General features: G+C 37.5%; 19 protein-coding genes and 1 pseudogene. 9 read left to right on the top strand and 11 right to left on the bottom strand.

All coding sequences use genetic code 11. The features are described from left to right. Nucleotides 1-36: 36 nt before the first annotated feature. Entirely contained in the window at nucleotides 37-714 is a 678-nt protein-coding gene (locus BV906_RS03660) for an alpha/beta hydrolase (RefSeq protein ID WP_245843822.1), read from the bottom strand. 187 nt (nucleotides 715-901) lie between these two features. On the opposite strand from BV906_RS03660, the gene BV906_RS03665 reads away from it, so the two are divergent. From BV906_RS03665 to BV906_RS03685, 5 genes are all read left to right on the top strand, one after another. Beyond that, nucleotides 902-1279, top strand: a complete 378-nt coding sequence (locus BV906_RS03665; RefSeq protein WP_087972092.1) for a winged helix-turn-helix transcriptional regulator — start codon at nucleotides 902-904, stop codon at nucleotides 1277-1279. A 169-nt stretch (nucleotides 1280-1448) separates the two neighbouring features. Continuing rightward, on the top strand, nucleotides 1449-2090 hold the full coding sequence (hxlA, locus tag BV906_RS03670; RefSeq protein WP_087972093.1) for a 3-hexulose-6-phosphate synthase: 642 nt from the start codon (nucleotides 1449-1451) through the stop codon (nucleotides 2088-2090). Between the two features lies 1 nt (nucleotide 2091). Then, a complete protein-coding gene (gene hxlB / locus BV906_RS03675; RefSeq protein ID WP_087972094.1) occupies nucleotides 2092-2646 on the top strand; it encodes a 6-phospho-3-hexuloisomerase in 555 nt (184 codons plus the stop codon). Between the two features lie 402 nt (nucleotides 2647-3048). After that, complete coding sequence (locus BV906_RS03680; RefSeq protein ID WP_087972095.1) at nucleotides 3049-3312, top strand: hypothetical protein; 264 nt, start codon at nucleotides 3049-3051, stop codon at nucleotides 3310-3312. Nucleotides 3313-3431: 119 nt separating this feature from the next. Continuing rightward, a complete protein-coding gene (locus tag BV906_RS03685) occupies nucleotides 3432-3791 on the top strand; it encodes a tetratricopeptide repeat protein (RefSeq protein WP_140321951.1) in 360 nt (119 codons plus the stop codon). A gap of 126 nt (nucleotides 3792-3917) precedes the next feature. On the opposite strand, the gene BV906_RS20005 is transcribed toward BV906_RS03685, so the two are convergent. Further along, nucleotides 3918-4052, bottom strand: a complete 135-nt coding sequence (locus tag BV906_RS20005) for a hypothetical protein (protein WP_281254107.1) — start codon at nucleotides 4050-4052, stop codon at nucleotides 3918-3920. A gap of 190 nt (nucleotides 4053-4242) precedes the next feature. Between BV906_RS20005 and BV906_RS03690 the strand changes: the two genes are divergently transcribed. Then, complete coding sequence (locus BV906_RS03690) at nucleotides 4243-4689, top strand: SRPBCC family protein (RefSeq protein ID WP_087972097.1); 447 nt, start codon at nucleotides 4243-4245, stop codon at nucleotides 4687-4689. A 377-nt stretch (nucleotides 4690-5066) separates the two neighbouring features. Here BV906_RS03690 and BV906_RS03695 read toward each other — a convergent pair whose 3' ends face one another. From BV906_RS03695 to BV906_RS19100, 5 genes and pseudogenes are all read right to left on the bottom strand, one after another. Beyond that, nucleotides 5067-5996 carry a DUF4349 domain-containing protein gene (locus tag BV906_RS03695; protein ID WP_087972098.1) on the bottom strand — a complete coding sequence of 310 codons (930 nt, stop codon included), beginning with the start codon at nucleotides 5994-5996 and terminating at the stop codon, nucleotides 5067-5069. Nucleotides 5997-6191: 195 nt separating this feature from the next. Next, nucleotides 6192-7379: a DHH family phosphoesterase gene (locus BV906_RS03700; protein ID WP_087972099.1), complete on the bottom strand. Its 1188-nt coding sequence runs from the start codon at nucleotides 7377-7379 to the stop codon at nucleotides 6192-6194. A gap of 247 nt (nucleotides 7380-7626) precedes the next feature. Continuing rightward, nucleotides 7627-10008, bottom strand: a complete 2382-nt coding sequence (locus BV906_RS03705) for a polyprenyl synthetase family protein (RefSeq protein ID WP_087972100.1) — start codon at nucleotides 10006-10008, stop codon at nucleotides 7627-7629. A gap of 182 nt (nucleotides 10009-10190) precedes the next feature. Next, a complete protein-coding gene (locus tag BV906_RS03710; RefSeq protein ID WP_087972101.1) occupies nucleotides 10191-10667 on the bottom strand; it encodes a DinB family protein in 477 nt (158 codons plus the stop codon). A gap of 151 nt (nucleotides 10668-10818) precedes the next feature. Then, nucleotides 10819-10946 (bottom strand): annotated as a pseudogene (locus BV906_RS19100) (aldo/keto reductase); the annotation flags it as partial. 225 nt (nucleotides 10947-11171) lie between these two features. Between BV906_RS19100 and BV906_RS03715 the strand changes: the two are divergent. Then, nucleotides 11172-12623: an MDR family MFS transporter gene (locus tag BV906_RS03715; RefSeq protein ID WP_087972102.1), complete on the top strand. Its 1452-nt coding sequence runs from the start codon at nucleotides 11172-11174 to the stop codon at nucleotides 12621-12623. 86 nt (nucleotides 12624-12709) lie between these two features. Here the strand turns inward: BV906_RS03715 and BV906_RS03720 are convergent, their stop codons facing one another. Beyond that, nucleotides 12710-14140 (bottom strand): carbon starvation CstA family protein, encoded by a 1431-nt coding sequence (locus tag BV906_RS03720; RefSeq protein ID WP_087972103.1) that lies wholly within the window; start codon nucleotides 14138-14140, stop codon nucleotides 12710-12712. Nucleotides 14141-14838: 698 nt separating this feature from the next. Then, on the bottom strand, nucleotides 14839-16047 hold the full coding sequence (locus tag BV906_RS03725; RefSeq protein ID WP_087972104.1) for a helix-turn-helix domain-containing protein: 1209 nt from the start codon (nucleotides 16045-16047) through the stop codon (nucleotides 14839-14841). 235 nt (nucleotides 16048-16282) lie between these two features. Here BV906_RS03725 and BV906_RS03735 point away from each other — a divergent pair, with 235 nt between their 5' ends. Beyond that, entirely contained in the window at nucleotides 16283-17878 is a 1596-nt protein-coding gene (locus tag BV906_RS03735) for a glucose PTS transporter subunit IIA (protein WP_087972106.1), read from the top strand. A 283-nt stretch (nucleotides 17879-18161) separates the two neighbouring features. Further along, nucleotides 18162-20108, top strand: a complete 1947-nt coding sequence (ltaS, locus tag BV906_RS03740) for a lipoteichoic acid synthase (RefSeq protein WP_087972107.1) — start codon at nucleotides 18162-18164, stop codon at nucleotides 20106-20108. Nucleotides 20109-20260: 152 nt separating this feature from the next. On the opposite strand, the gene BV906_RS03745 is transcribed toward ltaS, so the two are convergent. Continuing rightward, nucleotides 20261-20611, bottom strand: coding sequence for a DUF378 domain-containing protein (locus BV906_RS03745; protein WP_087972108.1), 351 nt, complete (start codon nucleotides 20609-20611; stop codon nucleotides 20261-20263). A 212-nt stretch (nucleotides 20612-20823) separates the two neighbouring features. After that, nucleotides 20824-22185 (bottom strand): FAD-binding oxidoreductase, encoded by a 1362-nt coding sequence (locus tag BV906_RS03750; protein ID WP_087972109.1) that lies wholly within the window; start codon nucleotides 22183-22185, stop codon nucleotides 20824-20826. Between the last annotated feature and the right edge of the window lie 11 nt (nucleotides 22186-22196).

The following is a 22196-nucleotide window of genomic DNA, read 5'->3' on the forward strand; positions in this document are numbered from 1 at the left end:
CTTTTGCAATGACTTCTTTATAATTATCCAGTGGCGCTACATGGTAACTGTTTCTAACTCTAATAGCTTCTCATCTTCTGATTTAGTACGTTTAACTATTTCATCAGAATTGTCTGGTGGAACAACATGATCTTCCCGTGATTTAATGATTAGAGCTGAAGCTGTTATTTTCTCTAAATTTCTCCGTACATTTTCAGTAAGGGTAATGATATCTAACATTGATTTTACAGGGGTCTTCGCATATGCTAGTTCTATAACACCCTCTTTTTTAATATCGGACCTAATCCCATCTACAAACCTAGCTTCCCCATTGGACGGGATTTCATAGTTTTTGATCATTTCAGGCATATTTATTGCAGCATTAATGGGCATGATTCCTTTTATATCCGGATGATTTTCCGCTAAATATAGTGTTAGTGTACCACCCATTGATAAACCGCACACAAAAACTGTGGCACATGTTTCTTTTAATTTTTTGAAGCCATCTTCTACACCTTTGATCCAATCTTGATAGTTCGCTTCTTCCATATCCTCTGGCGTAGTTCCATGTCCTGTGAATCGTGATCCATATACCGTATAGCCCTCTTCTGCAATTTTTTCTCCAAGTAACCTCATGCTTTGTGCCGAACCTGTAAATCCATGAATGACTAACAGGCCTATATTGTTTCCAGCAAAGTAAAATTCCTCCGCTTCTTTCAGCACTTGTTCATTCATTCTTATTCCCCTTCCGCAATTAAATGAAAATTCTGATTATATTTTATCATAATTAACTGGAAATATACCACGAAGGGAACTAAGAAATGTTCTAATCACTATCTATTATGCAAACCAGTATATTTTACATAAGTAGTATGAAAAAGTATACTGTTATTATGTATTGGATAAAGAGGGAGTAATGTAAATGGATCAGGATCATGTAAGAGAATTTAATTGCGAAAAAGAACTTACACTTTCTGTAATTGGTGGCAAATGGAAAATGCTAATTCTATGGAACTTAGGTAACGAAGGAACGAAACGATTTAATGAACTAAAACGACTTATTCCAGGAATTACGCAACGAATGCTTATCACACAGCTTCGCGAATTAGAGTCAGATTTCCTTGTTCATAGAGAAGTCTATCCTGTTGTGCCGCCAAAAGTAGAATACTCATTAACAACTCAAGGTAAATCGCTCCGACCCGTACTAGAACAAATGACAAAATGGGGAATATCATATAAAAAATTTTTAGATGAAGCCGTACCTAATTCAATAAGCATAAATGAAACGGTAACTAAATAGCAGCATAAAGCAATGAGAATACTACTTTCTCATTGCTTTTTTAAATTTTTTATATTAATTACAGTATACTTTTAGGCACTATATGATTTCAAAGTGCGTACTTCTCAGATCTTTGTTAAAGATTTATACTTGGTTTGTTACAAAATTAAAGATAAAGGGGAAATGACACATGAAATTACAGTTAGCTTTAGATCTTGTCAACATTCCGGAAGCCATTGAATTGGTTAAAGAAGTAGAACAATATATTGATATAGTTGAAATAGGAACTCCAATAATCAATATAGAAGGACATAAAGCAGTGGAGGCAATTAAATCTGCATTCCCTAAGTTAGAAGTTCTAGCAGACATTAAGATTATGGACGCTGCGGGTTATGAAGTGGCTAATGCATCTAATGCAGGCGCTGACATTGTTACCATTCTTGGTCAAGCAGAAGATGCATCGATCAAGGGCGCTGTTGAAGAAGCGAAGAAACTAGGAAAACAAATCCTGGTAGATATGATTGCTGTAAAAGACATTAAAACTCGCGCAATAGAGCTTGATGAATTAGGCGCTGATTACATCTGTGTACATACAGGCTATGATTTACAAGCTGAGGGCAAAGATTCTTTAGAAGATTTACGTACTTTAAAAAGTGTTGTAAAAAATGCGAAGACAGCAATTGCTGGTGGAATTAAGCTTGAGACCCTACCTGAAGTGATTAAAGTACAACCCGATCTAATCATTGTTGGTGGAGGTATTACGAGCAAAGATGATAAAAAAGAAGCGGCTGCACAAATACAACAGCTAATAAAAGTAGGCGTGACAGCATAATATGCAAACGACCGGCTTTACAAAAGAGATTCTTACTGAGCTTACAAATACAGTTGAACGCATTAATGATCACGAAGCGGAAAAACTTGTAGAAGGCATTTTGAATGCAAATAAGGTGTTCGTTGCAGGAAGTGGCCGCTCTGGTTTCATGGCTAAAGCATTCGTAATGCGTATGATGCATGTAGGGCTTGATCCGTATGTTGTTGGAGAAACGGTAACACCCAATCTGGAAGCGGACGATATTTTTATCGTTGGCTCAGGATCTGGAGAAACCAAAAGCCTTGTCGCCATGACAGAGAAGGCAAAAAACATTGGTGCAACGATTGCAGTTGTGACCACAAATCCTAATTCTGCTATTGGTATGTTAGCAGATATCAAAATTGAAATTCCAGCCCAGGCAAAATCGGAAGGTACTAGCAATAAATCAATACAACCAATGGGATCTTTATTTGAACAATCTCTTCTATTGTTTTATGACTCAGTTATTTTACGGTTTATGGAGATAAAAAAGCTTAATTCCGAAACAATGTATGGAAGACATGCGAATTTAGAATAGTTTATAAGAAAATGGTCGATATTCTTTAAAAGAGAATATCGACCATTTTTGTGACAAGCACCTACAGCTATCGGGGCGTCACTTCAATTATAGATCAGACACCGATTATCGGTAATATGGTTTTCATTTTGTTATCAGATTAGATTTTATTATTCTTCACTAGAAATATACGAATTAAATGGGAAGTTGAACTATAGTACACCTTAAAAGTTGGGGTATTACTAACTTGCGGTGTGCACTACAAACGTTCCCTTTTTACTTATCAAATTGTTTCAATAATTGCCAATCAACTGTTACACTTAGACTAAATGAAAAAGATTGGAGCAAACGTATGGCGCAAATGGATATTTTTAATTTAGATGAAAATATAAAAAATTTATAAATGAGACGAACAAAGACGATTTGGAGGTAATTGTTGAGGAACTTAAGCGCGGTCACTTTCCAAATGTTTTATCGAAAACAAAGGCATTCCGAGAAAAACATGAAACAAATGGAAAATCGATTGATGACTTAATTTTATATGGTGATCTAGCATTCATGTGTGACTATAAGCTTGCTCGAAGGATCATGTCTGATGCCGTGAAACAAATAGAAAATGTGAAGGCTTACGATCAGCAAAAAGCAGCCCATGCTTATTTAGTACTGGGGGAAGCTGAAGGGAATTAGAAAAGTTCGTTCGGGCAATAAAATATTACAAACTTGGCCTAACATACTTCAAGGAAGATGAAAAGCAAGACAGATATATGATTCTCTTTCTGCATTACAAACTTGGTGCACTTCATTCTATGATAAATGAGACATATGAAGCAATAGATTACTTGGAAAAAACATATGAGAAATCCTATACTTATTTGAATGAAGCAATACCGATGTTTAAGGGTTCCCCACTTGCTAACAAGCTGGTACATGCTGAGGCGTATATTGAGATGGCATATAATTATTTTGACCAATCCCAACTTAATAAGGCAATCCCTTATTATGAAAAGGCTATTGTACAGCTGGAAAAAACAAATGACCAAGAGTTGTTGGAAAATGCTCTTGCAGATGTGATTGCATTTTTCTCTAGCACTGATAATCTAAAAAAAAAACGGTTATATGAAAATAAATTTGTAAAGATGACGAATGAAAAATCCCATATTCACTAATGTAGTTGACCAAGGAGAATTGAGGAACGGGAAAGTAACTTTTGATTTAGTCTCTACCTCCCCCCTTTTCTTTCGCCGTCACTAAAACAGTACTCGATTAAAGAGTGCTGTTTTAGTGACGACTTATTATTCGTAAATTTTATCTGCATTTTTAAAGCGCATTTTTTCTGACTGAATCGTTTCTGCTGTATGATGCTTATTTCTTTTATTTATATTTTGCTTCAGTTCCTTTGCTTTGCCTGTTTCCCTTTTATCTACCATATCTCATCCACCTCCAAACCGGATTGCTATCAAAGCTATTTTTTCCGATTTACCTCGTCTCATGTATGCTTGATGAAATTTTCTTTATTTAATATTTAAAATCGAATGCAAAGAACCGTCCCCATGCAACTTGTTTGGGTGTACTGGATTTCGGTAATATAGTAATATGATGTTGATAGGAGGTAATACAATGCCAGGTGGTAGTCATTCCGTTCGTGTAGATTGTCCGATTGAAGGGGTTTGGGCGTTTGTAAAGGATATTAATAACTGGGCACCATTAGTACCCGGGTATATAGAACATACAATTATCAATGAAAATCAATCAACCTGGAAATTCGTTAGTGATATTGGAATCATAAAACGAACACTTCATATGGAAGTGGATATCACAGAATGGCAGGAACCAACGAAAGTTCCTTTTAACTTAAAAGGAATAAATGAAAAATTCGCAGGTACGGGTTATTTCGAGGCGGAAAAAATTACTGAATCGAGCACAAAGGTCACTGGAAACCTCGACATAAAAGCTGGTGGTCTGCGTGGCCGTGCCATTAATCCAGTGCTGAAATCTGTGATTCCAAAAACAGCCACCGACTTAACGGTAGCCGTTGCCAATGAAATTCAAAAGACTTGTTCATAAGAGAGTATGACGCAACGTACCTGCTGGCTGTTAACCAAAGAAATGTACTTTTGCTGCCGTCCGTGATCACTCCGGGCTGGTGAAGCTGTATGATGCTATTTTTTCTATTGCAGGTTTAGTAATTGTCAGCAACCTTCTAACCAGCTCTGGGAAATATACGTAGACTCCATCCGCCCTAAGGTGCGCGCATTATATTTCCCAGAGCGGTCGCCGAAGTTCCTACATATTGGTAGAAATCAACCAGCAGTTACTTCGCAGTTTATAGATTTTGTCACATCAACATGATTGGGACGAGCAGACGTAGTCTCGGATCTTTTTGGCGAGACGATAACTGTAGTACGAATCTTTCCAAAAAACTCCGTCCATAAATATCATTATCACTTCTTCTTTGTTCTCCTATAAACAATAAATATAATCAATGCAATTACTCCGAGTACAATAAATACAGGAAAATTGCCTATGATAAATACAAAAATGCCAGAGAATGCAGCGATTAGAAAGTTGATACTCTTCAAAAACTGTTGTTTCGTTTTTTCCCATGTATTTAAATCTCCGTCATTCATTCCTGAAATCGTTACATTGTTTTCCTGAATCGAAATCGTAACCGTTGCCAAGTCGGTTTTATTTTCTAGATATTTTATACGCCCTGTAATTTCGTCGATTTCCCCTTGAACATCTGCCAAATCAGCGGATATCGTCAATAAGTCTTCCGTTTTTTCCGCTTGTTCCATAAAAGCAAGCAGCCGTTCTTCCACAACACGCTTTGATTTCAATCGTGAATCGAGATCAATAAACTCTTCCGTTACGTCCTGACCTGAAATAGAACTTTCCAGAACTTTACTGCTTCCTTCTTCCATGATCTGAATAAATTCCCGAAACTGCTCCTGTGGAATTCTTACTGTTACATGTCCATTAGTCGTATTATTTTCTGTATCCCCTGTCATATTGGAGTCGACGATATACCCGCCGCGATTTGCAACCTGTGACTGAATCGTATTGATCGTTTGTTGATAATCTTTAACTTCAATAAAAAGATTGGCCGTATAAATTATCTTTCGATCTGACTCGGTATATTCCGCTTCTACTTCTGCTGCTGATGAGTCCTCTTCCTGTAATTCACTAGCTTCTTGAACGACTGCATTTTCATTCCTACTGCTAACTGAATCATTAATCTCCCCTTCCGTACTTTCCAATGTATTTAAATCTGCTTGATTACTGATTGTTTTACTCTTTTCCGAATCATTGCTGCATGCTGCTGCAAAAATACTTATACAAAGAACGACCACCATCAACAAACATTTTTTCACCTGGACCCCACCTTTTAGTTTTATCCTTTTTTATTGTGTTTCTATTATTATTTATAGACGGAATTTACTGAGAGATGTTACAACTATTTCATATAAAGATTGGAAAGTCCTTCGTTGTACTTAGATTGTTAGAGAAATTTATATTTTCTAGATCAAATAAAAAGACTTCCAGATAAATGGAAGTCTTTTTACGCATTATTTTTCGTCTATTCTACCTAACTTTTCCATCAAATAACTAACAAACAATTCATCTTTAGCAAGCCATGCTTCATCATTTCGTTTTAAAAATTTTTCCGCCTCTTCAAAGCTTGTGAAGGTTTGATCTATTTTGGTTCGATTTCGTTCAATTACCCAATTTCCATTGTCATCCGGGTAAATTAGAAAAGTGACTTCCGCTCGATTCGTATACATCGAACCAAACAATGAACCTTTCGTATTGTAGCGATTTCGCTTCGCATCTTCTCGTAATGTTTCCAATTGAAAGGTATCTGCCACAAACAATTTATATGCTTCATCAGTTAGTGTACAGCCAGATGCTTTGGCATGTCCACCTCCATCGAACCGGCCTGCAACTTCCGACACATCTACATGATCATGGATGGTTCGGAATCCTGCTCGTTTTCCACCCATATTTAATATAACAATGTAATCAAGATGCGGGTATTCTTTGCCAAGTTCATTTCCGAGCTCCGAGTGATACGATTCCGCATGGACGATTCCAGCATAATGGTCACCAATTTTCTTCTGGGCGACTTGCCGCTTTTTCCGGCGGATATAGCGTTCAATTTTATGATCCTCCATGCCGAGAATTTTCTTTTCAAAGTCATCAAAGTAGAAATCATCACCTGTTTGTAATCGTTCGAGCATAAGATCTTCAAACTCATCTATGGAAATAAGAAAAAAGAGTGCATTCAGTTGTCTGGCAGTTTGATTATCGTTCTTCTCCCATTCCCATGTATCATACTGTCTGACGAGTTCTACAAATTCTGTTAATATATTTGCCCGCTCCAGAAATTGATGGTCCACAAGATATTCATAAAATAAGGATGTAGCAGAAGTTAATTTCCCTTGGCTATCTTCCACCACCACATGGCCCCACTCATATTCATTAAAATGCAGTGCGGTTTTATGATGATCCAGTAATTGAACTCTCCCTCCAGCTTGATAAAATGCTTCAAGTTTTTGTTCATTATCTTCATTTACAGACAAATCTGTAACAAATAGAAATGTATCCTTTTTTCCGTTTTCCAGGAAGAACCCTACTTCTCGATTTAAACTTGCAATCGAGTTATACCGAACATGCACATCTTTACCGAAAGCAAGCTTCGCCAAAATCCCGCAGCCAACTCCATCTAAATCATTATGTGACAATAGTCTATACATTTTTTCACCTCGAGTTTATTATGCTTTGAAAAGTAAAAAATATAAATTGATTATTTGTATTTCGTTATAAAACTTCTGTCACAGGTTGCAAACCTACTTGCAATATCGCGCCAATTCTGAACCTGATGGATAACTTCACACCTTGTTCGCGTAACTTTTTTCACCCTTCGCACGACTTCTAGCTTGAATTGCACAACTACAGATGCTGTGCAATACTTTGCCTCATTTAAACAACCTATACAAATCCTTAATTATCCCGGTTCACTATATAATTCATAAAATGTTTTAAAAAAGAAATAGATGTTGGCATCTCTTGCAATACTTCCATCCCAAAGCAATAATGCTCCCACATTTCAATTCTTGCACCTTCAACACCAAGTATGGACACAAATGTTGCACGGTTGTTTTCCAAATCTTTCAAGGGGATCTTTCCGAGTGATTCGAGATCTCCCTCCACGTCCAATAAATCATCCTTTATCTGAAAAGCAATACCCATATGATAGGCTAATTTTTTTAAAGCTTCCATTTCTGATTTCTCCGCACCAGCGATGATTGCTGGCATCATGAGAGATGCTTCAAATGCCAATCCAGTTTTATAAAAGCACATTGTATTTAGTTGGTCCAGTGTCAATTGCTTCCCCTTAGAATCCAAATCCATCGTCTGTCCCATACACATATCTGCTGCAGCCTGAGCAGAATAGTGAATCAACTGAAGCACCCTTTTTGCATCGAATGATGTAAGGGAAGCTTGTTCTTCATACGCTTTTTGGGTCAGAAAGAGACCGGTCAATTCTGCAGTGGCACTATTATAGACCTCGTGTAAAGTTGGACGGCCCCTGCGCATCGATGCATTATCCTGGGATGGCAGATCATCAAATATTAAGGAAGCTGTATGCATATATTCCAATGATTTTAACAATGGTATAATCTTGGTTTTGTCCAATCCATATACATGAACGCTCATGAACCAAGCCATAATTGGCCGGATCCGCTTTCCATCACCTTCTAAACTATAGTTTGCAGCATCATTAAGTGGGACTTTTATCGAAGTATCATGGTTGCTATTATAAATAGGTAAGACGCTGTTAATCTGATGGTATACCGATTCGACAGTACCCAAAAATTCCTCTTGTTCTTTCCGGTTATTTTTTAAATTAGAAATGATATGATCACGCAGTAGTTTATCGAAGAAATCCACATCGTCCGCTTTCCGAACCATCTGTTGAATCAAACGATTAAAATTCGGATTAAAAGAGGCAAATTTGTCCATCACTTCATTATATTTGTTGGTTCCTTGTTTCTCTTTAAAACGCTTCAGGCCATTAATTGCACGATTTAAGATCACCTCACAGGTCTTCGTATCAGAGCGATAAACTTCGTGAATCAAATGGGAGATGACCGTCCAATACAATTCATAAGGGTTAATCAGGTCCTTACGATTCTTCCGGTAGGTCAAATAATAAGTATATGGGGTAACTGCCCCAGCCTTCATGTCATCGAACATATCTGCAAAATCATCTGCAAGTTGGTTATAGATACCATAATAAAAGGTCAGATCCTCAAATTCATTATCTTCAGGAGCACGGATTACCGTACGGACGATCAACCTGGACGCAGCTGATTTTAAAATGATCGGTATATACAGTTCTTCATTGGTATAGTTGGCATTTGATAAATCTTTAACACGGTCCTTTTCCTGGGAATGGAAAAATATATAAGATTGCTCAAAAAATGATTGTAGTGTTTCCGGTAGTTGATGCGTCTTGATATACATAAAGGCACTCTTTAATTCTCCGTGAATGTAGTGAATTAATTCCGCATTATCACCGGTCCAACCTTCCAATTCAGGAACATTTCCAGTGGTAAGTGCAGTACGAATTAAATTGGAATAACGTTCCTTCTCTTCAACGGACAAGACTCCTGAATCGAGAAGATCATCGATGAAGGGATATGTCAATCCATAGGAATAGCCAAGCCTTATTGCCTTATCCAGTTGTTTAGAGCGTACCTCAAGGCTTTGTTCATCGCTCAGTTCTTCTAGCTCGTGCATCAGTACACCCGCAATAATTTTGATCAGTTTTCGCTGAGCTTCATCCGCATCCATCCCTATTGGAATATGAGCAGCTACTATTTTTAATTTATCCATCACCCAGATCATCGCGGACTCTATGCCTTCCTTCTGAGCAATCCGATACAAGCCAGCCATGCTAAATGTTTCATTCATGTCACCTTGGTTAGCAGTGGATTGTGTCAGGTGGCTTTTTAAACTTGCAACGACTTGCTCTATTCTATTTTGCGTATTCGGATCGTCCAACGCTTTACCTAGATCCCTCATGAAAATATAGGAAATGCTCCGATCCAAATAATTATCCAGTTTCCCGCTAGAATTCAACCATTGGATATAAGGACGGTATCCTAGTGCATCCACTTTTCCTCTTCGCCGAGATAAAAAGGAAAATAAAGAAGGTTGATGTATATGATGATGTTTCCATTTTTGAATATCCCTTGTCAGGTTCTTGGCATAGCTCTTTCCTTTCAATTCGATAGAAAGTAATTTAAAATAATCTGCTGCCTTCTGTTCAGCCAGCAGATAACATCTATCCGCATCTATTAGTAACTTCTCACTCATAACACATTCCCTCTACTCTTATTCATATATTTTCTGCCATTATAATTTAAATTAACATCTATTTATATAGAATGGAAGCATGCTTCCTCCTGAAAATAGAAAGGTGCTTTCCTAATTACAGGAATGCACCTTTTAGTGAATAACATCAGATATGCCCATTGATTCGGGCGGTTACTTTTTGATTAGTTGTTGCTTTGTTCTTTCGTTGGTCCCATTACTCCCGGAACATCCAAGCCTGCCTGGCGCAGAAGAACGGTCATTTGCCCACGATGATGTGTTTGATGGTCGATAACGTCTCTTAAAATTGCTCCTCTTGGTGTTGGCTGACCAAATTTATCTACTTTTTCCATCATTTTTTCATCTGTTAGATTCTGCTTTACTTCTTGAACAAGACTTCCGGAAATCTCCTTATAGGCATGTACAATATCTGCAGCCTTATTAGGAACGGTACTATCTTTTGGTACTTGAACTTGCAAACCTACCATATCAGCAAAAAACGCCGTGCTCATCGCAATATGCCATCCTAGCCAACCAAGTGTGCTATGATCCTCAGCAATAGCTTGATCCAATTTATCATCTGTCAGTGATTCCAAAACCTGATTGGTGCCATTTGCAGAACGCGACCAATCTTCTAAAAAGTCATCTACTGTTCGATACATGCTAATCACTCCTTCATATTTTCATTTGATACCTATTTATTGTTAACTTTTATTGCTTCTCTCACTATTTATATAAAATCGGAGACTCCTGCTTCTGCACATTCTTTAACCGATTGGTACATCCATGTGACCGACTTAACGGAGCGCGTCATTACAACACTTTATTTCCTGCTGCACGATATATATCGTACCATTCCATTCTTCCCTTGTCAGTTCCACATCCGTTGCCTTGGCAATATTCGTCAATCGTTCTGGTGTCATTGTACCGACAATGGTTTCACGGATATCACCTCTTAGATGGAATACTGTTAGTTTAGCATGTTAATGGAACCACTACCATTATTCCGGTTAGAGAGAGTTTAAGAAGGATATTTACCGAATACCTAGTTTGTAAAATAATTACTAAAAGTTTCCATCTATTAATATTGCACTCTCTGAAATGGAGGTATATGATATATCTTATGCTAATTGAAAATATTTTAATTGGTGCAGGAGGTAAGCAGAATGGGTCATTCCATCGAAAGCACAAATCGTCCACCGTATGGTATTCTCGCTATTCTTTTGATTGGCGCCTTTATTTCTTTTTTAAATAATACATTATTAAATGTTGCATTGCCCACAATTATGGCAGATTTAAATGTTGATACAGCTACAGTTCAGTGGTTGAGTACAGGCTATATGCTAGTAAATGGAATCTTAATTCCGACGTCAGCCTTTTTAATTCAAAAATATTCCGTACGTCATTTATTTTTGGCAGCGATTGGATTATTCCTGATGGGAACCATCCTTGCCGGGTTTGCCACAACATTTCCAGTTTTACTCGCCGGACGAATGGTTCAGGCGTCTGGTTCTGCGATTATGATGCCATTATTAATGAACGTCATTCTAATCGCTTTTCCAGTTAGAAAAAGAGGGACGGCAATGGGTGTGTTAGGACTCATATTAATGTTCGCACCTGCCATTGGTCCGACATTATCAGGCTGGATTATCGAGCATTATGATTGGAGAATGCTGTTTCATTTTATTACACCAATTGCCATTCTAATTTTATTGCTCGGTTTCTTCCTATTAAAAGATAAGAAGGAAAAAGTAATTATCCATTTAGATGGTTTTTCTGTAGTATTATCCAGTATCGGTTTTGGTGGATTGCTGTACGGATTTAGCTCGGCTGGATCGATTGGTTGGAGCAGTCCTCAGGTTTATTTGCCATTGGTGGCTGGGATTTGTTCACTGGTTTGGTTTATCCTGCGTCAATCGAATTTAACGCAGCCAATGCTTAATTTCAATGTGTTCCGCTATCCGATGTTCTCTTTAGCAACGATTCTAATGATGGTTTTAAATATGGCAATGTTCTCTGGTTTTATGCTGTTACCTATTTATTTGCAGACAATTCTTGGAGTATCACCTATGGAGGCTGGATTATTGTTGCTTCCAGGTGCCATTGTCAATGCCATCATGTCACCGATTACCGGTAAACTATTTGACAGACATGGCGGGAAAATATTAGCTATTAGCGGGTTGTCCATTATGATGGTTACCACTTATTTCTTAAGCAATTTAACATTTGAAACAGATTATTATTACTTAATGTTTATCCATGCTGTCCGTATGTTTGGGTTGTCTATGGTTATGATGCCAGTTCAAACAAATGGTTTAAATCAATTGCCAGTTGAATACTATCCACATGGAACTGCGATGAATAATACGTTAAACCAGGTTTCCGGTGCTATTGGAACAGCAGTGATTATTACGATTATGTCGATTCGTGAAAATAATTATGTCAGCAAATTTTCGGCACAGGTAATCGGACAACCGACAGTAGAAGTAGAACAGCAAATCGCAATGGAAGCAATGCTTGGTGGAATCAACGATGCCTTCCTTATTTCCTCAATTATCATTGTCGCGGCACTGGTGCTGGCCTTCTTCATGAAGCGAGCAACACCGCAAGAGTTATAGGACCGCTAACGGTGTTTTTTCGAATAAAAAAAGCCTTTCTTTTCATCCTCATTATAATGAGAGAAAAGAAAGGCTTTTATTTTTTCCTATGCTGCTTTCATGTCCACTTCTATTTGATCTTCTTTGTTTCTTATTGCTTTCCTGAAGAATACGAATGTCATTAGGATGGTTAGTACTAAGCCAATTACAAAAGAAATGTTTAGGTTTAAATTAAACCCTATTTGTGCATTTAAAATATATACGAATACCATGTAAGTCATAAAGATTGCAGGGACTAAGGAAACGAAATAGTTCTTTCCTTTGATGAATAGATACATAGTAGCAATCCATAGAGCGATTACAGCCGTTGCTTGGTTTGCCCAGGAGAAGTATCTCCACAAGATATTAAAATCTATAAATGTCAATCCAAATGAAACTACAAATAGCGGTAGTGCTATCATCAGTCGATTAACGGCATTTTTCTGCCCGACATTCAGATAATCTGCAACAATCGAACGTGCCGCACGAAATGCAGTATCTCCAGAAGTGATTGGGAGTACAATTACACCCAACACAGCAACTGTTCCAGCAACCGCCCCGAGTAATGTAATCGCGATTTCATTAACTGCAGCAGATGCTGTACCAGCCGCAATCACTTCGCTTAATGTTTGTCCATCGAATAAACTCATCGCAGCTGCTGCCCAAATCATTGCAATAATTCCTTCTGCAATCATCATACCGTAAAATATATAACGTCCCTGCGACTCCTTTTGTGTAGTTCTAGAAATGATTGGTGACTGTGTTGCATGAAACCCAGATAATGCACCACAAGTAATCGTAAAGAACAATATTGGGAAAATCGGTATATTATCCGGATGTAAGTTTCCTAATGCTAATTCCGGTATTTTATAATCAGAGAAAACTAAAGATATTCCAATCGCGACAGTTCCGAATAATAGAATAGCCCCAAATATTGGATAAACCCTACCGATAATTTTATCAATGGGCAAAATAGTAGATAGAAAGTAATAAGCGAAAATAGATCCTAAAATAATGCCGAATGCAACTTTTCCATCAAGTAGGATATCAATAAGTGAAGCTGGAGTCGTAACAAAAACAGTACCTACCAGCACTAATAGCAATAATGAAAAAGCGTTCACAATATGCCTTGAAAAATTTCCAAGAAACTTCCCTGCTAGTTCCGGTATATGTGCTCCTTTGTTTCGAATGGATATCATTCCGGTTAAGTAATCATGTACTCCCCCTGCAAAGATGGAACCGAGAACGATCCATAAAAATGCTACTGGACCGAATAATGCCCCCATAATTGGTCCGAAAATCGGGCCTGTCCCAGCAATATTCAGCAATTGAATCATCGCATTTTTTTGTTTTGGCATCGGTACAAAGTCTACCCCATCAGCTACCGATAGTGCCGGTGTTTGTCGTTTATCTGTCGGTTCGAATATTTTCTCTATAAATTTCCCGTACGTAAAGTAACCGATTACTAATAGAATAATAGATACGAAGAATGTAATCATAATTATTTTACCCCCCTTTATGCAAGATAATGAAACCGTTTACAATTTAATTATAATCCTTAAACGAAAAAAATCAAGTAATTTACGCTGAATCTCGCGGTGCCTGTCATTCCCTGAATTTCGTCAATATTTGGCGGGGTGTTCAGACAATATGAAGTGTAGATTGAGGAATTATCAATGAGGTGTTTGAGTCATTTGTATAAAGACAAAATAAAACCGATTCTCATTCACCATCAAGAACCGGTTCTTGGATCACTTTTATATAATTTATTTATTGACATGTTAATATCCTCACTTTTTCACCGGATTATCTTGTTCAAAGATTTGATTATAAAATACTACATCATGAGACTAAACCAGTTTCATTCAGTCTTTTCTTCTTCCTCATGCTTAACTTATATATTAGCGGTTCATTCTTTCATATGCATCTACATACAATTCATATGAATCTTTTAGTATTTTCTTCATCTTTTTCATGTTTTATTCCTCCCTTTTCTTGATACTTTAATTATGGTATATAAGGGAGATTTTTACAAAGTCAATGTAATCGATAACAATGACCATGAAAACGGGAACAATCGAGATGAAAACGAATCCAACACTTCTTTTCTTAGTTTTACGCTCTTTTTCTTTACTTTCCTTATTATTCCATTGTTAATTTTTGAATGGAAGCAAGAGAACCGTCCCCATGCTTCCATTTATAGCATATTCCCTTCTCGGTATTGTAATGGTGTGGAGCCTGTTTCTTTCTTAAATATTCTTGCAAAGTAGGAAGAATCTTCATATCCGGTGATCCAAGCAATCTCTTCGATGGATAGGTTCTCCGTCCTTAATAGATGTTTTGCTTTATTTATTCGTAACATTTTCTGGTATGCAGTAATTGTCAGATTCGTATCTTGCTTAAATTTCCGGGATAAATGACTTGGATGTGTATTACATGTTTCCGCTAGTTTATCTTTATCTATTGGCTTATCATAAAAACTCTGCAGGTGTTCAATCACTATTTGCGTCATTTTCGAATAGTGACGTAGTGAATTCGCTGCAACTAAATCACAATAATCCTCTATCATTCGGTCTTGCAACGGATTCAGGATTGCTAATTTACTGGCGTTTTCTATTTCAAATGCATATTCCTCAGATTTACGATGGATCAATATAGCTGGTACATTACCGTTTCTTGCGGCAGTACGCAGCAGTGTATTCATTACGATAGCAAGGTTTTTAAGTCTGCGAATCGGTTGATTTGGAAAACGCTCAGAAAATGAAAATAGCATATTTTTGGAATTAATCAGTGTTAATGCTGTTATTTTATCTCCTTGCTCAACTGCATGCATAAAATCCTTTTCAATTTGATAACGTAACTTTACAAGTTCTAATTCTTCGTCTTCCGTAGAGTTATCTATTTTCTGAGTATCGTTATCATTGATTTTTTTGGCTTGAATAATTGTTGGGGTTGCTTCATTAAGCATTATTGTTTGAAATTGTTGGAGTACGCTGGCGAAACTATTTGCTTTTTCTACGGGTAATACATGAATTTTTTCACTTCTCTCCCTCAATGTCTCACTTTGGATGCTGCTTAAATGATAGTTCCTGGACAAGCTATACAAATTAGGAGTAATAAGAAAATAGGGGCCGATAATAATCGTATATGATTCATCCTGCACACCGAAAGAATAGCCATAATAGTGCAAATCCCATTCATTAACATATGTATATAGATGATTATTTTTGTCCATTGATTTATATAAACTAAAAATATCCTTATAACCTGAACCAGGCATAAAATCAGGGATAGAAATCGTTTCATGATGATAAATAAGATTTCTATTCTGATCCAATACGATCGTATTCAAATTAGTAATCTGCTCTATTTTCATAGCTGTAGAGATTATTTTTGATGGTTTCATTCTGATACCTCCATCTATAAAAAGATTAAAATATGCACTTTTGTCCGCTAATTGTTAAAAAAGTCCTAGTAGAATTTTTCAAAATTAATTATCATGGTATCATAATAACGTTTGAAAGACTAAATTTGGGAACTATGCTCGTTTGTGAAGACGTTTACTTTTTACCCATAGAGGAATTAAATGATTACAATATCATAGTTCTGTACATGCAACTATTTATCAAAGGAGAAAAGTTATGAGCAATCAACAGCAAGAGAAAGTCGAACAGAACAAAGAAAAAGAATCGTTGCTTACGAAAGCGCTCGGGGTACTGTCCGGAAGCTTTGCACCTATCATTGGAGTACTGGCGGGGGCTGGGTTATTAAAAGCATTGTTATCCGTTCTAACTACGCTAGGTTGGCTCTCCCCTGAAAGCGGTACCTATATTGTTTTATCAGCTGCTGGGAGTGCCGTTTTTTATTTCCTTCCTGTATTTCTGGGAATTTCAATCGCTAATAAACTGGGTGCGAATGGATATGTGGGTGGAGTTGTTGGTGCATCTCTTTTAACACCAGAAATCGTTCACCTTGTAGAAGACGGTGTGGAGACAATTGAGTTTTTGGGAATACCTGTCCTTTTGGCAGACTATTCTTCTACCGTATTTCCAATTTTTATAGCCATGTTTGTTTATGCAGCATTAGATAAATTATTGAAAAAAGTGATTTTAAAAGATCTTCAGTTGTTTATTAACCCAATGATTTCCTTATTAATTCTCGTTCCATTGACAATGCTCTTTTTTGGACCTTTTGGAACTATAATTGGGGAAGCGCTTGGTTCTCTCATTGGTTTTCTAAGTGATACTAGTGGACTTTTAGCAGGTGCCGTAATGGGTAGCGCATGGACGTTCTTGACCATCGCCGGTTTACACTGGACCATCATTCCGCTTGCTATCGCAAACCTTGCAACAGGACCTGATCCAATTATTGCCATGGCTGCAGCTGCACCATTTGCACAAGTTGGTATAGGGATTGCAGTATTTCTTAAAACACGTGATAAAGACTTGAAAGCTCTCGCAGCCAGTGGAATTGTACCTGGAGCCTTGGCCGGTACAACGGAAGCAATTAACTATGGTATTATATTACGTTACAGGCGGACGATGATTTATGTCGTCATTGCAGGGGCAATAGGTGGTGCAATCAATGGAAGCCTTGGTATTGTAATGAATGATTTTGTACTCCCAAGTGTATTAGCAATTCCTGCCTTCTCACCAATTGGCTTGTATATGATTGGTATTGGAGTTGCATTTGTCTTAGGATTCATTTTAACCTACGTTTTTGGATATGAAAGTAAGAGTAAAAAAGTAGATGATAACTATAGCCACCTCGTTGTTGGTGTAAAACCTGAAGTAGTTGGAAGTCCTTTACAAGGAAAAGTTGTAGCTTTATCCGAAACTAACGATCCATTATTCGCCACTGAAACAGTTGGTAAAGGTGTTGCGATTGAGCCGGAAATTGGTAAAGCAGTTGCCCCTGTCGATGGTGTCGTTACTACCCTGTTCCCAACAGGACATGCAGTAGGAATCACTTCAGACAATGGAGCCGAAGTATTAATCTTTATTGGCGTTAATACCATTCAACTGGCAGGAGAACATTTCACATCACATGTTAAACAAGGTGATCGAGTATCAAAAGGTGATTTGCTCATTGAATTCGATATCAATAAAATTCAAGAAGCCGGATACCGAACAATCACACCTGTTGTCGTCACAAACAAAGAAGAATATTTGGATATCAAAGCTACAGAAAACAATGAAATAAACCCGAATGACGACCTGTTAAGATTAAGCTTATAGGTGACTGTCACTTCCTGGACTTTGTGTATTACTTATATGACAAGTCATAACTGTAATGAGTTATGGCTTTTTTTTTATTTTAAACTTACTATTGTTGGTTCATTTCTTGAATAAAGTACATCCATCAAGCCTTACTATTATTGCTGTCTTGTACTACCACAAAATTTACATATAATTTACTTTGACTTAACAACTGGTCTTGCTATATAATTACACCTTGTAGTTCAAATCAATATCAATCTATGTAAATTAATAATGCTTAATAAAATATGAGGTGAATAATGTGAAAAAATTATTATCTACGAAGATGGGCTTCTTCGCCATTGCTGTAGTTCTTTTTTGGATAAAAACATATATAATTTATAAAACAGAATTTGATTTAGGTGTTAGTGGGGCCATGCAGGAGTTTCTATTATTCTTTAATCCACTTAGTTCCGGGTTAATCTTCCTTGGACTCGCACTATTTGCTACAGGCAAAAAAGCGGGACGTCGTATCATTGGAATTTCATTCATTCTAGGCTTTATCCTGTTCGCAAACGTGGTGTTTTACCGTTTTAATGGTGACTTTATAACACTTGCTACCATGATGCAAACAGATAATTTTGGTAGTTTAGGTGGTAGTATTCTAGGGTTGCTAAAACCATATGACATTCTTTTTGTATTAGATTTAGTTGTTTTAATTGTTTTGTATAATAAATTTAAATCGAATTGGTCAACGGAACGTATTCAGTGGCGCAAACCACTTACCGTATTAGCAGCTGGCGCTATTGCTTTTGGCGTTAACCTAAGCTTAGCTGAAATTGATCGTCCACAATTATTAGAACGTACCTTCGATAGGAATTATTTGGTGAAATACCTTGGAACCTATAATTTTATGATTTATGATGCGGTTCAAAGCTTTGAAACATCAAAACAACGTGTTTTAGCTGACAGCAGTGACATTACAGAAGTAGAAAATTATACAAAATCGAAGTATGCTGAACCAAATGCTGAAATTTTTGGAACAGGCGAAGGGAAAAATATTATCAAGATCCATTTGGAATCATTCCAGTCCTTCTTGATTGATTATGAACTACATGGGGAGGAAGTTACTCCATTCCTAAATTCATTGGTACATGATCAAACACAGGATTACACGTATTTTGATAACTTCTTCCATTCGACGGAGCAAGGGAAAACAGCTGATGCAGAATTGACGATGGATACGTCGTTATACGGATTGCCACAAGGGTCAGCCTTCGTGACAAAGGGTAACAATACGTATCAGGCATTACCAGCTATACTTGAACAACAACAAGATTATACGAGTGGCGTATTCCACGGGGACGGTAAATCGTTCTGGAACCGTGATGAAGTATATAAACAACTCGGTATTAACGATTATTATTATGATATTTTCTATGATATGAGCAAAGAGAATGTGATTAACTATGGTTTAAAAGATAAACCATTCTTTGAAGAATCAATCCCGTTATTGGAAGAAATGGACCAACCATTTTATGCGCATATGATGACATTAACACACCACCATCCATTTGTTGTTGATGAGGGCGAGGAAAGTATTGCACCTGCTGAGACTGGAGATGGTACGGTTGATCGTTACTTCCAGACCGCAAGATATTTAGATGAGGCATTAGAAGAATTCTTTACAGATTTGAAAGACGCAGGATTGTATGAGGACTCTATCATTATGATTTACGGAGACCATTACGGTATTTCACAAAATCATAATCGTGCAATGGAAGAAATCATGGGCGAAGAAATTACACCATTGAAAAATTCAGAACTACAGCGTGTACCGTTTATGATTCGTATTCCTGGTGTAGATGGTCAGGGAACAAATCATACCTATTCCAGCCAGGTTGATGTAATGCCAACATTGCTGCACATCCTTGGAATTGACGCACGCGATTATATTGTTTTCGGTACGGATATGTTTTCTGAAGGGCATAAAGACTTTATTCCTTTCCGTAATGGTGATTTTGTTACAGAAAAATATAGTTCCATCAATGGAATCTTCTATGATAATACAACAAAAGAAGTCATTGAAGAACCAACGGAGGAAATGCTTGCAATGAAAGAGACCGTTCTTCATGAGCTGGAACTTTCCGATAAAGTATTAAACGGTGACCTCCTGCGTTTCTATACTCCTAATGAGGATTGGGAACCAGTAGATCCAAATAATTATGATTATAATTACGACGTTGAAGAATTAAATGAGAAGAACTAAAAAAACCGAACAGTGCCTAGCACTGTTCGGTTTTTTTATATGAGTGTGCCTGTACAAAATGGATGTCCGAATGGTGTCTGGCACTCCCAGAGCTTTGTCGAAAGATATATGATGATTATTTTTGAAAGTATTTTTACTTATTACCGGTAAAGTTATTCCCTGTCCTTTGAAGGATCAATCGTTACTTCAGAGTCTTCTTTGATGCCTGCAGTACGATTAGTAATTTCTGTATCTTCTCCGAACTCTGTTCCATAATTAAGTTTACCAGGACGTCGTTTGTCCTTATCCGTTTCCGGGTCCAATGCAGCTTCAGTGGGGTTAAACAATGATACTAAATAGTAGAGACCACTCAAACCTACGAGACCATAAACGAGTCTTGATAAGAAAGCATCTTGCCCACCGAAAATTGCTGCTACTAAATCAAATTGAAAAAAAGCTATTAGTCCCCAATTAAGAGCACCAATAATGATCAATGTTAAAGCAATTGTTTTCAAAATTCTCATGTATATCTCACCTCCTTGGGATTTACAATTCATTGTTAGCTTTTGTCATTCATACAAATTTAATACAAAAATTATATGTTTTACATATGTGCCGCTTGATGTATCGGTTATCGTACAAACGTAAAATTTGAGCAAACGCTAACTTTAATTCACCCAGATACAACAAAAACCGAACAGTGCCAGGCACTGTTCGGTTTTTACTCTATTTGGGTTTATTCATCCATAAAAATTTTCCCTGGGTTCAGTATCCCTTTAGGATCATACATTCGCTTTGTTTGTTTCATGATTTCCAGAGCCGCTCCATGTTCTGCTTTCTGGAACTTCATTTTACCAAGTCCGACACCGTGTTCACCTGTACATGTGCCACCTGCTTCAATCGCTTTTAACACAATAGCATCATTGGTTTGTTCTGCAGTCTCAAATTCACCTTCCACACTCGAATTGTACATGATGCTCGTATGAAAGTTTCCATCCCCGACATGCCCCCAGATTGCTCCGTTAAGACCACTTGCATCCATCCTGGTTCTAGCAAAAGAAACAAGTTCGGGAATAAGTGAAATCGGTACACAAACGTCTCCACCAATTTCTTTAATTCCTTCCTGACAGGCAATTGCATAGTTTAAATCTTTTCTAGCTTTCCAAATCTGTTTCATTTTTACTGTATCATTTGCTGCTATCCAATTTTCACACCCATGGTTATGCATTAACTCGGATGCAAGCTCGACCTCTTCCTTAACAGCTCTTTCCGATCCAGCAAATTCAAAAAATAATGAATGCTTGACAGGGAAGTTTTCACCACTATGACGGTTGATCATGGAAATGCTGACAGCGTCAATCAGCTCCATTCGCAATACTGGAATTCCAGCCTGCAACATATTTTGAGCTGCCCTCGTACAACATTCCAAAGAATCAAATGTACATCTCGCCATCATATTGTATTCCGGGATACCATGAAGCTTCAACGTGATTTCAGTTATGATGCCAAGTGTTCCCTCTGAACCGGTAAACAGTCCGGTCAAATTGTAACCTGATGACGATTTCTTTGCCAATGTACCTGTCTTTATGATCCTTCCATCAGCAAGCACCACTTCGAGATTAAGCAACTGATCCCGCATCGCTCCGTAACGCACTGCCGTCGTTCCGCTTGCATTTGTTGCAACCATTCCGCCAATCATCGCATCTGCTCCAGGATCAACTGAAAACATTAGTCCGCTTGCGTTCACTTGTTCGTTTAATTGTAAACGAGTAACTCCAGCTTGAACGGTAACCCGCATATCCTCAGGAGAAAAATCAATGACCTTATTCATTCGTTCAAAATTCATTACAATTCCCTTATGAACTGGAATTGCTTGACCTTCTAACCCTGATCCAGCGCCAAATGGCGTCACTGGCACCAGACTTTCAGAAGCAATTTTAAGAATCTCAGCTACATCTTCCGCAGATTCTGGAAAACAAACAACATCAGGCAGGGCTGCAGTGTGAATAGATTCATCCTTGCTGTGTTGAATTAATACCTTTTTATCTTGACTAATCTTTTCCCTGCCCAGTTTATCGATAAGTTGTTGCATATACATTGATAGCACCA

The organism is Oceanobacillus rekensis, from assembly GCF_002153375.1.
Classification (GTDB): domain Bacteria; phylum Bacillota; class Bacilli; order Bacillales; family Amphibacillaceae; genus Oceanobacillus; species Oceanobacillus rekensis.